The organism is Flavobacteriaceae bacterium (assembly GCA_014075215.1).
Lineage (GTDB): Bacteria > Bacteroidota > Bacteroidia > Flavobacteriales > Flavobacteriaceae > Polaribacter.
In genome coordinates, this window is the sequence record CP046177.1 from 1,001,348 (window position 1) to 1,016,574 (window position 15,227).

12 protein-coding genes and 1 tRNA gene are annotated in these 15,227 nt (G+C 34.5%); 6 read left to right on the forward strand and 7 right to left on the reverse strand.

Features of this window, described 5'->3' with window-relative positions; translation table 11 throughout:
* Positions 1–21: 21 nt before the first annotated feature.
* Positions 22–696, forward strand: coding sequence for a PrsW family intramembrane metalloprotease (locus GKR88_05175; GenBank protein QMU63740.1), 675 nt, complete (start codon positions 22–24; stop codon positions 694–696).
* Here the strand turns inward: GKR88_05175 and GKR88_05180 are convergent.
* On the reverse strand, positions 686–1,840 hold the full coding sequence (locus GKR88_05180; protein QMU63741.1) for a T9SS type A sorting domain-containing protein: 1,155 nt from the start codon (positions 1,838–1,840) through the stop codon (positions 686–688). The two genes, GKR88_05175 and GKR88_05180, sit on opposite strands and share 11 nt — an antisense overlap.
* 2 nt (positions 1,841–1,842) lie before the next feature.
* Positions 1,843–3,483 carry an alkaline phosphatase family protein gene (locus GKR88_05185; GenBank protein QMU63742.1) on the reverse strand — a complete coding sequence of 547 codons (1,641 nt, stop codon included), beginning with the start codon at positions 3,481–3,483 and terminating at the stop codon, positions 1,843–1,845.
* A 351-nt stretch (positions 3,484–3,834) separates the two neighbouring features.
* Between GKR88_05185 and GKR88_05190 the strand changes: the two genes are divergently transcribed.
* From GKR88_05190 to GKR88_05200, 3 genes are all read left to right on the forward strand, one after another.
* Positions 3,835–4,575 (forward strand): ABC transporter permease, encoded by a 741-nt coding sequence (locus GKR88_05190; protein QMU63743.1) that lies wholly within the window; start codon positions 3,835–3,837, stop codon positions 4,573–4,575.
* Position 4,576: 1 nt separating this feature from the next.
* Complete coding sequence (locus GKR88_05195; GenBank protein QMU63744.1) at positions 4,577–5,344, forward strand: ATP-binding cassette domain-containing protein; 768 nt, start codon at positions 4,577–4,579, stop codon at positions 5,342–5,344.
* A gap of 56 nt (positions 5,345–5,400) precedes the next feature.
* Positions 5,401–5,473 (forward strand) — tRNA-Lys (locus tag GKR88_05200).
* 136 nt (positions 5,474–5,609) lie between these two features.
* On the opposite strand, the gene GKR88_05205 is transcribed toward GKR88_05200, so the two are convergent.
* Genes GKR88_05205 through GKR88_05220 form a run of 4 tightly spaced genes read right to left on the reverse strand, consistent with a single transcriptional unit; the run spans position 5,610 to position 10,091 of the window.
* A complete protein-coding gene (locus GKR88_05205; protein ID QMU63745.1) occupies positions 5,610–6,233 on the reverse strand; it encodes a hypothetical protein in 624 nt (207 codons plus the stop codon).
* Complete coding sequence (locus GKR88_05210) at positions 6,184–7,986, reverse strand: hypothetical protein (GenBank protein ID QMU63746.1); 1,803 nt, start codon at positions 7,984–7,986, stop codon at positions 6,184–6,186. The genes GKR88_05205 and GKR88_05210 overlap by 50 nt, the downstream gene beginning before the upstream one ends.
* A 50-nt stretch (positions 7,987–8,036) precedes the next feature.
* On the reverse strand, positions 8,037–8,435 hold the full coding sequence (locus GKR88_05215; protein ID QMU63747.1) for a hypothetical protein: 399 nt from the start codon (positions 8,433–8,435) through the stop codon (positions 8,037–8,039).
* Between the two features lie 6 nt (positions 8,436–8,441).
* Positions 8,442–10,091, reverse strand: a complete 1,650-nt coding sequence (locus GKR88_05220; protein ID QMU63748.1) for a hypothetical protein — start codon at positions 10,089–10,091, stop codon at positions 8,442–8,444.
* Positions 10,092–10,396: 305 nt separating this feature from the next.
* On the opposite strand from GKR88_05220, the gene GKR88_05225 reads away from it, so the two are divergent.
* Together GKR88_05225 and GKR88_05230 are read left to right on the forward strand one after the other, a co-directional pair.
* Entirely contained in the window at positions 10,397–12,793 is a 2,397-nt protein-coding gene (locus GKR88_05225) for a TonB-dependent receptor plug domain-containing protein (protein ID QMU63749.1), read from the forward strand.
* Positions 12,794–12,981: 188 nt separating this feature from the next.
* Positions 12,982–14,445 (forward strand): DUF389 domain-containing protein, encoded by a 1,464-nt coding sequence (locus GKR88_05230; protein ID QMU63750.1) that lies wholly within the window; start codon positions 12,982–12,984, stop codon positions 14,443–14,445.
* A 199-nt stretch (positions 14,446–14,644) separates the two neighbouring features.
* On the opposite strand, the gene GKR88_05235 is transcribed toward GKR88_05230, so the two are convergent.
* Positions 14,645–15,220, reverse strand: coding sequence for a hypothetical protein (locus tag GKR88_05235; GenBank protein ID QMU63751.1), 576 nt, complete (start codon positions 15,218–15,220; stop codon positions 14,645–14,647).
* Positions 15,221–15,227: the final 7 nt, after the last annotated feature.

A 15,227-nucleotide genomic window follows, 5' to 3' on the forward strand; every position in this document is an offset into this window, starting at 1 on the left:
AAATAGACATATATTGCCCAAATGGAATTGCTCTTACTGGCTGTAACACCTGCTATGGTAATCATCGGATATATTTATATAAGAGATAAGTTTGAAAAAGAACCATTTAAACTGCTTGTGATAAACTTTTTTTTAGGAGCTGTTGTCAGTGTACTAATCACTATTATATTTGGAACAATACTAGGTGTTTTATTACCCGTCGACGACGAAAAAAGTATATTTCAGATGTTGATAAAAGCTTTCATTATAGTTGCGCTAATAGAAGAATTCTCCAAATATGTCATAGTAAGATATGTAGCACAAAGGAGTAAAGAATTCAATGAACCTTTTGATGGAATTATCTATGCAGTGATGGTATCGATGGGTTTTGCGACTTTAGAAAATGTCATTTATGTCTTTCAATATGGAGTAGCAACAGGAATTACCAGAGCATTTACGGCAGTTCCGGCACATGCAACATTTGCCATTTTAATGGGCTATTACATGGGAAAAGCAAAGTTCTCAAAAAATAGTGCAATATTAAATTTAACAGGTTTGTTTACTGCCACATTCTTTCATGGAGCGTATGATTTTTTCTTATTTGTACATTATATACCGGGAATATGGTTAGGAGCCATCGTATCACTTCTCATTGGAATTGTTTTATCGAAAAAAGCCATTAGAAAACACCAATTGAGCTCTAAGTTTAGATTTTGATCATCTTTTTGATGATAACGGATTGGTCTGCGAAAATAACCTTAATAAAAAAGATTCCTGTAGATAAGTTTTTAGTGCTAATTTTACGAGTAGTATTAACCACCTGTTTTATTTTGACTCCATTAGCATTATAGAGTTCTATTTTTGAGATTCTTTTATTGGCATTTAAATGAGCTATACTAATATAATTTTTAGACGGGCTTGGATATAAAATTATTCTCGGTTTAAAAGATTCTTCATACACAGAAAGTACTGTAGATGCCAGATTGTAAAATTGATATAATTTTTGAGTTCTGGTAATTTCGATACCATTAACAGTGATAGTAAGCCTTTCTCTACTAATGTAATAGTTTCCTTCATTATAGTGTGTAATACCCTCCACCTGGTTCCCTTCACCTAGTTCATCAGTCAGCGAAAATTTCGTAGCACCTCCGGCAAAAATATCATTCCCCGGAGGCCTGTTTTGGTCAATATAAATTAAAAAAGGAGTTAAGGTACTGTCATATCCCGTAAGCATAAAACTATCATCAAATGAGCTATAGCTGGCCCCGGTTATGAATCCCGAAACATTAAACGAGCTAACTTTAACGGCAGTATGTGTTCCCGGGGTAAGTGGAACTACATATACGTTGGTCATGAGATCGCTCCCGTTTTTTGTAAAAATGAAAAGTTGGTTCTGATACACAGAAATAGCTTCAGCATCAAAATTTGAACTATTGGGATGGGAAGAAAAATCGGTCTGATCCTCATAAGAAAAAGAGATGGTTTCAGCAGTAATATCAGTATTAGCTAAGTAGTCGGTTTTTAGAATTTTATAAATAGTTAAATCAGTTCTGTTTCCATTATTATTTCCTATATCTCCGATATAGACATGTGTGTTGTCCTGGGTAATATCTTCCCAATCTACATTGGTAGCATTTGTAATCGTTATTGTTCTTGTTAGGGCACCTGAAAGACTGTCAATTTCATAGAGTTTTGCCTCATTTCCGCTGTCGTTATGCGTAATTATTTTACCATTTAAAAAAAGCAATCCGGAGGTTTCTTCAACTTCGGAAGGAAGTTCAAACTTTTCGGAAAAATTTGAAATTTGACTAAAAACAGCTATATGTATAAAACATAAAAGAAGCAGGGTGTATGTTTTCATTTTTAATTATTTAAGGCTTCCTCAATAACTTTTCCGGTCGACCCGTTAGGAAATTCGACCTGTAAAAGAGTAGCCAGTGTGGAGGCAATATCTGTAATTTCATATCTTTTGGCAGAATGTCCTTTTTTAATTCCGTTTCCATAAAAAATCATCGGAATATGAGTGTCATAAGAATACCCCGAACCATGTGTGGTTCCTGTTTGTTTTCCTATTATTGATCCCGGATTTAGTATGATCATAATATCTCCGGAGAACTTCTGGTTATACCCGTTTTGTAACGAGTTTAATATACCACTGTCAAAATGTGTAGTCTGTAAGGTTGTAGCTGTAGTCGTTTTATATACACCATTAAAGTCAATAATGGCATCAGCTATTTTTTGGCTCACTTTTTCGACATTTAAACCCAAAGATTTAATTTTATTCTTATTTAAAAACAATTGATAATTAGAAATATATTCTACGATGTCTTCGGATTCAAAATATTTTAATGTCATTTTTTTTACAAATGCTTCAAAAGCTTTGCTATCAAAATACGGAGCAGGTATTTTAAGCGATTGCAGATATGCCGGAATCTGGGCAACAGCATGATCTGCTGTTAAAAATAAAGTATAATTTTGGATACCTATTTGTTGGTCTAAGAAAGAAAAAAAAGCTGCCAAATCCTTATCCAAACGCAAATAAGTATCTTCGGTTTCAACAGCGTCCGGCCCAAATCTATGTCCGATATAATCCGAAGAGGAAAAACTGATAGCCAAGAAGTCGGTATCGTCGGTTTTACCTAAATTTTCACCTATTATAGCAGCTTTAGCAAAATCTAAAGTAATCGTATTGCCAAAAGGTGTCTCTTTAATCATACTATTGCCTCCGTTTTTGGCTTTCAACCCAGGTAAATTATGAGGAAAAGTAGGTGTATCCGCTCCGTTAAATTTCCCTTCAAAATGATTGTTATCAGGAAGACTACCGGTATATGTTTTGATGTCATACAACGTTTCCCATGGCTTTGAAATATACGTAGCGATGAGATCAGATTCATTAAATTCTTTTACCCAATCGGGTAATTCTTTCATATAAAAACTACTGGTAATAACACGACTCTCTTTTGTGCTGTCAAACCAGTACGCAGCAGTAGCCGTATGACCGGCAGGGAGAATAGAAGATCGGTCTTTAATGCCTATACCTATGGTTTTGCCATTCATATTTTGTGATAATCGCAATTGATCTGTAATGGTTGTTGTAAGCATCCGATAGGGAGATCGCTGTCCGTTTTTAGAATCAGACCCAACAGTAGTATACGCGGTATCGGTTACACAGTAAATGGATTTCTTTTGATATTTATCATACCAACCATTGCCGATAATTCCATGCATATTTGGTGTAGTACCCGTATAAATAGAAGCATGTCCTACGGCAGTATATGTTGGAATATAATTGTAATGTGCATTTTGTAAAGAAAATCCGTGATTCAAAATTCTTTTAAAACCACCCTCCGCATACCTGTCGTAATATCTGGTTAGATAATCATACCTCATTTGATCTATAACGATTCCGATGACCAGTTTAGGCTTTTCATTAACTGTTGTATCCGGCTTGCAACCAAAATAACCGGCTAATAAAAAAAACAATATGTGTTTGATAAATTTCATATTTAACGAAAGTGAATTAGTACGTTTCAAAAGTACATGAATTTTTTCATTTGAAAATTTACAAAAAACAAATGAAAAAAATTTATGGACTCACAAAATGGTTACTGAAGTGAAACTAAATTTTGTATTTTTTAGTCAAAATTTAGTTTTTTACAGCAGAAATATAATTATTTTGAATACCCCTTTAGATACCTAAAAGAAATAATTAGCATATTTTTTAAATCTTTGAATCTTTTAATTCACTGCACCCAAAAAACACTATTAGGGGTGATAACAAATTTTTAACTTCTTGTTAGTAATTTCACATGAGAGTTCATGATATTTTAATACTTTAGCGGAAATGAATTTTGAATGAATTACCCAAATCATATTGGCAAATATGTTTTAATGTTGAGTCAAGTATTTAAAAGACCTCAGCGAGGCAGGGTCTTTAGAGAAAAGGTCTTTAGAGAGCTAGATGAACTTGGCCTGAAATCCATAGGGATCATCATGTTTATTTCATTTTTTATAGGAGGGGTAATTGCACTACAAACAGCTTTAAATATAGCATCTCCCTTTATTCCGCAATATTTAATTGGTTTTGCAACGAAACGATCTGTTATTCTGGAATTTGCTCCTACTTTCTGTTCTATTATTTTGGCAGGAAAAGTAGGCTCTTATATTACTTCCAGTATTGGGACTATGAGAGTGACAGAACAGATAGATGCATTGGAAGTTATGGGTATTAACTCCATCAACTATTTAGTCTTGCCCAAAGTATTGGCAACCGTATTTTTCTACCCTTTTTTAATTGTATTATCGATGTTTTTGGGAATCTTGGGAGGATGGTTGGCCGGAGTACTGACAGAGGTGTTTTCTCCTCTTGATTTTTTATATGGAATACAACTGGATTTTGATCCGTTTCTCATAAGGTATGCCATTATCAAAACATTGGTTTTTGCATTTATAATTGCTACTGTGCCTTCGTATCACGGATACTACGTGAAAGGAGGTTCAATTGCTGTTGGGAAGGCCAGCACACAGTCTGTGGTTTGGACCATTATCATCATTGTCATTGCCAATTATTTTTTAACACAAATGTTGCTGACATAAGATGATAGAAATACAAAAATTACATAAAGGGTTTGATGGTATAGCAGTGCTAAAAGGGATTAGTACTACTTTTGAGCCCGGAAAAACAAGCTTGATTATAGGACAAAGCGGATCGGGAAAAACCGTATTTTTAAAATCACTCATAGGGCTCCATACTCCGGAATCCGGGGTGATTTCATTTGACGGAAGATCGCATACTGAATTTACTCTTGACCAAAAAAGACAATGGCGTCAGGAAATAGGAATGGTATTTCAGGGAAGTGCTTTGTTTGACTCCCAGACAGTACAGGAAAATGTGATGTTTCCTTTAAAAATGTTTACAAAACAACCGGAAGATCAGATGTTGGATCGTGTAAATGTTGTGCTGAAACGTGTAAACCTGGAAAATTCAAATAAAAAACTTCCCAATGAGCTATCCGGAGGAATGCAAAAAAGAGTTGCTATTGCGAGAGCCATTGTCATGAATCCAAAATATTTGTTTTGTGATGAACCCAATTCCGGACTGGATCCAAATACTGCTATCTTAATTGATAATCTGGTTCAGGAAATTACACATGAGTATAAAATTACGACTGTAATTAATACACATGACATGAACTCTGTAATGGAAATAGGAGAAAAAATTGTTTTTCTAAAAGATGGCCGGAAAGCCTGGGAAGGAACCAAAGATGAAATATTTAGAACGGATAATGAAGCCGTTGTAAAATTTGTTTACAGCTCGGAATTATTTAAGAAAGTCAGGGACACATACCTGAACGAAACTAAGTAGTAATTCCTTTGGTTTTTATAAAATTGCTCTTTATATTTGCAGCCGCTGTAAAAAATGACCTGGTAGCTCAGCTGGTAGAGCATCTCCCTTTTAAGGAGAGGGTCCTGGGTTCGAGCCCCAGCCAGGTCACGAAAACCACTGTAATGATTTAATATTCAGTGGTTTTCGTTTTTAACTGGCTCTAGTTTAACTCAGCTATTTGTCTTCCTTTATCATTATTAAATAAATCCATTTCAATCTCCTAAAAATGATTAGCTCAATACAGTTATAATACATTTTTAATAATGCTTACATAAACCCAGTTGTTATTTACTTTTTTATAAATAATAATATTCTTATCCGTATAAGAAAAATCATAACAAATAATTGCATATTTTTTATTCAGTGTATAAATAGGTTTTGATATTCTGTTTGAATTGGATTTAAAAGATATTTTGAAGTCATGTATTTTATTCAAATCTTTTTCTTGCCAATCACTTAAATTATGACTTTGTTCTAATAATGATTCTATATCTTTCTTTGCTAATAAGCTATCAAGTACTTTAAATCTATTGGAAAAACGAATATCTAATTTTTCTTGCTCCTCTGTTGAAGCCCAGATAATTTGCTCCCTTTTTTTGTCATATCCTTTAGTGATTCTAACAGGACTTTCATTAAAAAAACGAAATTTATAGTAACGAGATATTGCTTTTGTTGTAAAATTAGCTCTTTTGTTAATTAAAATAGTATCTTTATTATTAAATTCCAGTAAGATTACTTTTTCCAATAAAATAACATCATCTTCTTTTGATTCCCTACAACTTAGAACCATAAATACAAAACTTAATAGAAAGACCTTTCTAATTACATGTTTTATTTGAAACAGCATTATCATTATTTTGTTGTTCATTATTTAATATATTTAATGCTTCTGCTTGTTCATCAGCATCTAAATTTTCCGTAAATACGTCATATACTCCAAGGCTACCCCATATTAATTTTTTTGCATAATCTAAATTGACATTATTGATATTATTATCTAGACAGTATTTATATATACTTTGAGCAATATCATCAATGAAATCGATATAAATGTCATGCATTTCTTTATCTAAAATAGCTTCATTAGTATTAGATTCGTCATTTAAAAAGTTATCAAATGCAGTTTTTAAGTCTGTATAATCAGGATAGGTTGTTAAAAGTATCCCTTCATGGTATAAATCAACAATAATAGCATGTAACATTTCATGATATAGCGTAACAATTAATGCCAAATCAGAAGCTTCATCCAAATAGTCTTGATTAAATTGCACTACGATTAAATTGTTAAAACCATTACTATCAAAAACTTTGTACTGAGTCTCAGCTGTATGATTAATGGTACTCATTTGGCTAGCAGGCAAATCCTGAAGAGTAATATGATTAGTATTTGATGATACTAAACTATTTCGAAAAGAAGTGGTAAAAGGAGAACTTACATATAAAGCTTTAAAGATAATTTCGCCTTGACATTTTTTGTCAAATCCAAATAGTACTTTCAATATTGTCTCGAAATCCACTTCTTCGCCATTAATTCCATCGCTATATAAAATTTCAATTGCCAATTCTATAAAGTGTTGTGTTTGTTCACTACAACCATTTTCGTTTACAAAATCCTCTATAGTACTGAGGTCTTCATAATTTAACTGATTCACTAAATCAGCATTTATATTTGTCAAACAAACTTCATAAAACTCCAACATGCAATCTCCATTCAAATCTCCTTCCGGTCTGGGATCACATGGGGTTTCACTGTGCATGATACCCACAGGAGTTGTAAGCGTTGTATCTCCATCACCACCGGAGCTTCCTCCTCCTCCGCCTCCTCCAATAAGCTGATCCCCTCCCGAGCCATCATCTCCTCCCAGCGGGTCTCCCACAGGAGGGTCCGGAACACCGTAGTTCTCACAATGTGAAAAATCTATATATAACAGCGGACTACCGCTACAATAGGTAACCCCATCGTTTTGCAAAACCGGCCAGTGTCCGTCCGGATTGCCTCCCAAATTACAGTGGTCATATACCAAAATACTTTCACAAGGACCGCTACCCGTACCACTACCATCATTCGGAAAAACCCAGTCAAAAGCATCTCTGGAAGACAGATTAAGATCTTCCAAACTTAAGTATTCTTCGGAAATCACATACGAAGTGGCCTTCTCATACAAGGTTTCGGAATCGGTAAGGTCAGTGAACTCATAAGAGACCAAGAAATAGGTAAACACACCGTTGTGTTTTTTTACCAGAAAGTTTTCAAAGTCAGAAGTTTCCAAAACAGGGCTCTCTGTCTGAAATGTCCAGGTGATGACATTGTCTATGACAATTCTGTTAATCTCATCAGTAAAGATGGTTAGGCCTGCTGCTACCTCAGTAGCACTTCTGCTATGGATACTTTGTGGCGAGTGCTTGGAAAATCGTCTTTCAATCAGAGGTAAAGAGGGTTTTATTTCCTTGTCTGCAAGTAGTTCCTGATAGGTTATTTTGGTTAAGGAATACTTGAGTTTGTTAGAGGTAACGGTGTTTTGAAGGCTCATAAAGTCTTCTCGGATACAGTTCCATAAGAACAAAGATACGCCAAAGACCAAGGCCCCGATTTTGATGAATGGAGTTTTTTTCATTTTCATGATTTGACAGATTTTAATATTAGAAACTTATATTTTATTGAGGCTTGTAATTATTGCTTTGTATATAAATGAAGTTTTCCTCTTTCAGAAGTAATCGATAAAGTAGTTACTCCATTAGAATCAGTATGGATAGCACTTAATAAATCACAGGTTGTATCTAAATCTTCATTATCTGTCAATTTTAAAAAAATATCATAATTTGCAGTTGTGATTCTTCCATTACATTCGGTTGTTATCCAATAATCATAAGTATCTGTTAAAGCATTATCATAATAATGATATAATTTACCATTTGAACTAAATATCAGTTTGACATTATTATCTTCGTTGTGAATCCAGGTGCCAATAATTTTACTATCTAAATTTGGTTCCTGTATCTGTTGTGCTTTGCAGCTTAATGAGACAATCAGGAGAGTTGTGGTTATTAATGTGATTTTTATTTTTTTCATTTTATTTTAATTTTTACAGTTTATTGAATCTTTTGCTTTTTGAAACCGTTGCTTTCTATCTAACAAACCAGTTTTAGCTTTATTTATTCTTTTAGTTACTTTTTCTACTGTTGCGTTTCTATCTACAGTAATTTTATCAAGTACCCTATATTTATAGTACCAAAGCCCACTTAGTATAGCCAGGGTATCGTTACCGGAAATGAGATCAGGATTGGCAACAAAATCTTTATCCGGGTCATAGTTGTTATTATACCATTCTTTAAATCTACGGTAATTTTCTTTCCATGTCAATTGTAAAATGCCTCTCCCTCTATAGTTCCAACCATCCCCACTGACCTCATCTCCGTTTTCATATTTACAACACATGGCTGCATTTGCTAATTTTTCTTCATTATTTATATAATCTCCTGCATATAACTTTGTGGGGTTCGCAATTGTATCCATTGTAAATTTATCATATCTATTTGGGATTAAAGATGCAGTATAATAATTCAAACTCTCTCTGACATTCAATGTTCTAAATCCTCCCGTTTCATGACCTGCCTGTGCCAAAAAATGTTGTAGCTCTTCTTTGGTATTAATCCCCAGATCTTTTGCTTTTTCATTGATCACTGTTGCTAAAGTTGCCAGAGTAGTATCACTTGCATTGGGGAAGATCTTTTTTAAATCTTCTTTAGAAGTATTACAATCATCTTCAACACAATATTCCGTAACAGGATCTTCTCTATAGCCTACAGGACATAAACAAAGACCCGCTACATATATTTTACCACTTGCAAGTGGCGGACACCTGGGGTCTGCTAACTCAATAGGAGCCGTAAGCGTTGTATCTCCATCACCATCGGAGTTTCTTCCTCCGCCACCAATAAGCTGATCTCCGGAGCCATCATCTCCTCCCAGCGGGTCTCCCACAGGGCTGTCCGGAACACCGTAGTTCTCACAATGTGAAAAATCTATATATAACAGCGGACTTCCACTACAGTAGGTAACCCCATCGTTTTGCAAAACCGGCCAGTGTCCGTCTGCATTGCCTCCCAAATTACAGTGGTCATATACCAAAATACTTTCACAAGGACCGCTACCCGTACCACTACCATCATTCGGAAAAACCCAGTCAAAAGCATCTCTGGAAGACAGATTAAGATCTTCCAAACTTAAGTATTCTTCGGAAATCACATACGAAGTGGCCTTCTCATACAAGGTTTCGGAATCGGTAAGGTCAGTGAACTCATAAGAGACCAAGAAATAGGTAAACACACCGTTGTGTTTTTTTACCAGAAAGTTTTCAAAGTCAGAAGTTTCCAAAACAGGGCTCTCTGTCTGAAATGTCCAGGTGATGACATTGTCTATGACAATTCTGTTAATCTCATCAGTAAAGATGGTTAGGCCTGCTGCTACCTCAGTAGCACTTCTGCTATGGATACTTTGTGGCGAGTGCTTGGAAAATCGTCTTTCAATCAGAGGTAAAGAGGGTTTTATTTCCTTGTCTGCAAGTAGTTCCTGATAGGTTATTTTGGTTAAGGAATACTTGAGTTTGTTAGAGGTAACGGTGTTTTGAAGGCTCATAAAGTCTTCTCGGATACAGTTCCATAAGAACAAAGATACGCCAAAGACCAAGGCCCCGATTTTGATGAATGGAGTTTTTTTCATTTTCATGATTTGACAGATTTTAATATTAGAAACTTACATCTTATTCAAGTTAGCTACAATTTTTATGAGGTAAAAAAAGATGCTCATAGCAACCGAGTTTTGAATTTAGGACAAACTTATGACCTAAAGTAACACGTATCAATCCCTGAAAACAATGAAATTTTGAAATCACTGTTTCCAGGGATAGGGTATTTTTTGAAAAAAGCCTGAAAGTATATATCGGAAAAAATACAAATTAGCAGATTTCAAATCAATTTTAAAAAAGAATGATGTATTTTTGTTTATTATTTACAAAAAATAATTAAACAAAAATGAAAAAAGGAATAGCAGCATTCACCACTTTTATCATAAGCCTATCTGTTTTTTCGCAGGGCAACATCAAAGGAAAGATAATAGATGCAAAAACGAGAGTTCCTCTCTCATCCGTAACCGTATTAATTTCCGGAACCGCAATAGGAACGACAAGTAATGACGAGGGCGAATTTATATTTGACAATGCACCTTTGGGTTATGTAAAAATACAGGTTTCGTATATCGGATATAAAACGGTAGTTTCCGAAGATTACCTGGTAACAAAAGAAAAAACGCCATATATAGTCATTCCGTTAGATGAAGACAGTACCCAATTAGATGAGATTCTCATTAGAAAAAAGCTTTTTAAAAAAAATCCGGAAAGCCCTTTATCTATTCAATCACTGGGTTTGGCAGAAATTGAAAAAATTCCGGGAGGAAATAGAGATATTTTAAAAGTATTGCAATCTTTACCCGGTGTAGCATCTAATCCCAGTTTTAGAAATGATATCATTATTCGAGGAGGTGGCCCATCGGAAAACAAGTTTTATTTAGACGGTATTGAAGTACCGGTAGTTAACCATTTTCAAACCCAGGGGGCCACAGGCGGGCCTGTTGGTATCATAAATACTGACCTTATAAGAAGTGCTGATTTTTACTCAAGTGCGTTTCCGGCTAACAGGGGAAATACGTTAAGTTCACTGATAACGTTTACACAAAAAAACGGAAACCCGGATAAATTAAATATTAGGGGAACTCTTGGCACTTCCGATGCAGGTATTACGTTAGACGGACCCATTGGTAAAAAAACAGTTTTTATTGCATCTGTTCGTCAATCATACTTAAAGCTGTTATTTAAACTCATTAAACTTCCTTTTTTACCTACTTATAATGATTTTCAGTTTAAAGTAAAAACGGATTTTAATGACAATAGCGAACTTTCTTTTATAGGTATTGGTGCCATAGATAAATTTGTATTAAATGAAGAGGTGAATGACGGAATTGCAGATGAAGAAACCATAAAGAGAAATCGATATCTCTTGGGCAATATTCCTGAACAGGATCAGTGGAATTATACCATAGGAACTACCTATAAAAGATATGGAAAAAATGGTATTCAGCAATTCATTTTAAGTAGAAATGAATGGAGCAATTCGACCATAAAGTATTTTCAAAACTCAAGACAACCGACAGATTTGTTATTGCGATACAATTCAAAAGAAATTGAAAATAAACTTCGATTCGAGCATAAAATCAGTCTAAATACATACCGATTTAATTATGGATTAGCACTTGAGCAATCCACATATACCAATACCACTTTTCAACAAATTGCAAATAGTTCGGGGGCAGCTATAAGAAATTATAGTACAGATTTAGACATATTCAAATATGCTGTATTTGGTCAAATATCAAAAAAATATTTTAATGAAAAATTAGGAATTTCATTAGGGTTTAGAGTAGATGCCAACCACTATAACGAAGAGATGAAAAATCCCTTAAACCAGTTTTCTCCAAGGGCTTCATTCAATTATGAAATCAATGACAGGTGGTTTTTAAATACAACTGCAGGAATATATTATCAGTTGCCGGCATATACTACATTGGGTTTTAGGGATAATGCAGGTATATTGGTAAACAGAAACGAATTAAAATTTATAAGAGCAACCCACCTGGTAGCAGGATTGGAGTACAGACCCGAGGAAACATCAAAGATATCGTTTGAAACATTTTATAAGCAATATGACAACTATCCGTTTTCGGTAAGAGATCAAATTAGTCTGGCCAATCTGGGTTCGGATTTTGGCGTGATAGGAACAGAGGAAGTTACCTCAACTTCTATGGGAAGAGCTTACGGTTTTGAATTTTTAGCACAGAAAAAATCATATGACGGCACCTATGGAATATTATCTTATACGTATGTGAGAAGCGAATTCAAAAATGCAATAAATCAATTCATTCCTTCTACCTGGGATAACAGACACATACTTACATTTACCGGAGGGAAAAAGCTAAATAAAAACTGGGAAATAGGAGTAAAGTATCGCTTAGCCGGAGGGAGACCCTATACACCTTATGATCCGGATGCTTCGTCTCAAATAGCGAATTACAATATAGCCAATCAGGGGATTTTAGATTTTTCACAATTAAATTCCTTACGAGTTCCCACTTTTAGGCAACTGGATGTCAGAGTAGACAAAACGTGGTTTTGGAAGAAATTTGCATTAAATTTTTATATAGATATTCAAAACCTACTGAATAATAAAACTACAGAGCCGCCTTTTTTGACGTCCACGCTAGATGCTAATGGAAATCCGCTGGCAGACCCCAATGATGCGAATAGATATGTTTTGGAAGAAATAGAAAATACAAACGGAAACATACTGCCAAGGTTTGGTTTTATTGTAGATTTTTAATTTGATTTCCGAATATCCATTTAGATACCTAAGAAGAATCATTAGAACATTTTGGAAATCATTGAATCATTGAATCTTTCAATTTTTAAATCTTTTAATTCCTCAATATCCAATTTTGATTTTTATAACATGAACTCATTCTGACTTTTTGTATATTTCCATCAAAATTAATATAGAATTGATAACTTATGGAAGAGCAACCTTTCAATGAAGACACGGTAGCGCAATCTAAAAAAGACATGCATAAAGATGCAAAAGGCCTATTGGAAAGCGCAAAAAAGTTTTTAGTTGAATTATTAGATTTCAGGCACGATACGGATCGGGCCGCTACTGTTGAAGCCATAAAAAATGATATTCCTTTTAAGGGAGCTACTGCCTGGATTTTAATTTTTGCAGTTTTCGTAGCCTCTATCGGGTTAAATGCAAACTCTACTGCAGTGGTCATTGGAGCCATGCTTATATCTCCTTTAATGGGCCCTATTTTAGGGGTAGGAATGTCTATTGCCATCAATGATATAGATACTCTTCGTAAATCGTTGATCAATCTTTCTACCATGATTGTGTTGAGTTTGATCACCGCGTTCTTTTTCTTTTATATTTTTCCTTTAAGTGAAGACAATTCGGAATTATTAGGGCGTGTTAAGCCGGATATCAGAGATGTATTAATTGCTTTTTTTGGCGGTTTGGCATTAATGGTTGCCAGAACAAAAAAAGGAACCATCGCTTCCGTGATTTTTGGAGTGGCAATTGCAACTGCCCTAATGCCTCCCTTATGTACGGCCGGATACGGACTGGCAATCGGAAATTTTTCGTATTTCTTTGGTGCTATGTACTTGTTTATCATCAACACCATTTTTATTGCATTGGCAACATTTTTAGTGCTAAAAGTATTGAAATTTCCAATGCTTAAATATGCAAATTCCGTAAGAAGAAAACGTATTGCGCAGTTAGCCTCATTACTGGCTTTCGTAGTGATGATTCCGGCTATTTACACATTTATAATAGTCTATAAGGACAACAAAATAAACCACCAGATAGCTGCATTTGTGAAAAATGATGTGAAAAATGTAGATGAACTGCAACTAATGGAATATGACGTTGATTTGGAAAATAAAACGGTACAATTGAATTTTTTTAATGAAACGACAGGGGCCATAGAGAATTTTTTAAAAAATGATTTTAATGATAAAACCAAATATCCCGATTTGGAAGGTTTTAAACTTAAGATTAAAGGAAGTAATACAAAGAGTTTTGAAATGATCACTACTGCCTACAAAGATAAAATTCAAGAATTGCGGGAAAGTAAAAATGTCATCACCGGTTTGCAAAAACAAATCAGTGATTTGCAAAATACAATTAGTACTTTAAACCAGAGGATAGAGGAAAATGCACTCTCGAAAAATCAAAAGGTAATTGCTTTTAGTAGTATTGCAAAAGATGCAAAAATCAGATATCGTGAAATTGAAAAAATAGGTTTTGCAAATATGGTATCATCAAAGGATTTTATAAAAATTGATACCATTCCTTTGGTTATGATTGCCTGGAATACTGCTCTTAATGATAGTATTATTGCGCTTAAAGAAAAAGAATTAAAAATCTGGCTACAAACAGCACTGGCTCTTGATACGTTATATATCAAAAGAGATGATTGATACGGTTTCAAAGTTCATAAAGTTAGAAAGTGGGAAAGTAGTGTGTGTAACTTAATTCAAAACTTTATAACTTTTAATCTTCAATCTTTTAATTTTTCAATCTTAAATTTACAGAGATTCCTCCTTGAAAACAGTGGAATTTGAGATTGTCGTTTTCAATAATAGTGTATTTTGGAATATAATTTACTCCTCGAACTCATCACCCCCATGCTCCTCTGGTTTTTATATTCGCTTCACAAAGGCGAATAATTTCTTGAATTCTTTTGAGTCGTGTTGTCTCTCTTTTAGCCTGGTTTAACCAATACAGGTAATTTTTTCGGTAACTGGGTGCAAAATTCTGATAATTCTTAAAGGCGATTTTGTTTTGGTCAAAAGCGACTTGTAAATCTCTTGGAATGATACCGTTTTCCACATCATCCAAAGCAGTCCAGGAACCATTTTGTTTTCCGATTTCTATGATTGCCAATCCGCTTTTGTGCATCAAATCAGCAGCAGTTAATTCCCGGATATATTTTTTGTTGAGCGCACTCCATACACTTTTTGGGTTTCTCGGGCAAAAATATTGCCGTCTTTTTCCATTACCCAAACTTTTTACGGTAGCATCTATCCAACCATAACAGAGAGCAGCTTTTACGGCCTCTTCCCAACGCATACTGGGAATCTTTGTTTCTACCTTGTAGAAAATTAAAAAGACACCACCTGAAGAATTGTGGTTTTTTGCCAACCATTTTCTCCATTCGGTATCGGTTTTAAAATAGAGTTCAGGTTTTTCCAAGAGTTCT

Excerpts from the sequence above, each read along its gene's own strand:
- GKR88_05175 (QMU63740.1), top strand. The coding sequence starts at position 22 with ATGGAATTGCTCTTACTGGCTGTAACACCTGCTATGGTAATCATCGGA.
- GKR88_05180 (QMU63741.1), bottom strand. The coding sequence starts at position 1,840 with ATGAAAACATACACCCTGCTTCTTTTATGTTTTATACATATAGCTGTT.
- GKR88_05185 (QMU63742.1), bottom strand. The coding sequence starts at position 3,483 with ATGAAATTTATCAAACACATATTGTTTTTTTTATTAGCCGGTTATTTT.
- GKR88_05230 (QMU63750.1), top strand. The coding sequence starts at position 12,982 with ATGGAAGAGCAACCTTTCAATGAAGACACGGTAGCGCAATCTAAAAAA.
- GKR88_05195 (QMU63744.1), top strand. The coding sequence starts at position 4,577 with ATGATAGAAATACAAAAATTACATAAAGGGTTTGATGGTATAGCAGTG.
- GKR88_05210 (QMU63746.1), bottom strand. The coding sequence starts at position 7,986 with ATGAAAATGAAAAAAACTCCATTCATCAAAATCGGGGCCTTGGTCTTT.
- GKR88_05225 (QMU63749.1), top strand. The coding sequence starts at position 10,397 with ATGAAAAAAGGAATAGCAGCATTCACCACTTTTATCATAAGCCTATCT.
- GKR88_05215 (QMU63747.1), bottom strand. The coding sequence starts at position 8,435 with ATGAAAAAAATAAAAATCACATTAATAACCACAACTCTCCTGATTGTC.
- GKR88_05205 (QMU63745.1), bottom strand. The coding sequence starts at position 6,233 with ATGAACAACAAAATAATGATAATGCTGTTTCAAATAAAACATGTAATT.
- GKR88_05190 (QMU63743.1), top strand. The coding sequence starts at position 3,835 with ATGAATTACCCAAATCATATTGGCAAATATGTTTTAATGTTGAGTCAA.
- GKR88_05220 (QMU63748.1), bottom strand. The coding sequence starts at position 10,091 with ATGAAAATGAAAAAAACTCCATTCATCAAAATCGGGGCCTTGGTCTTT.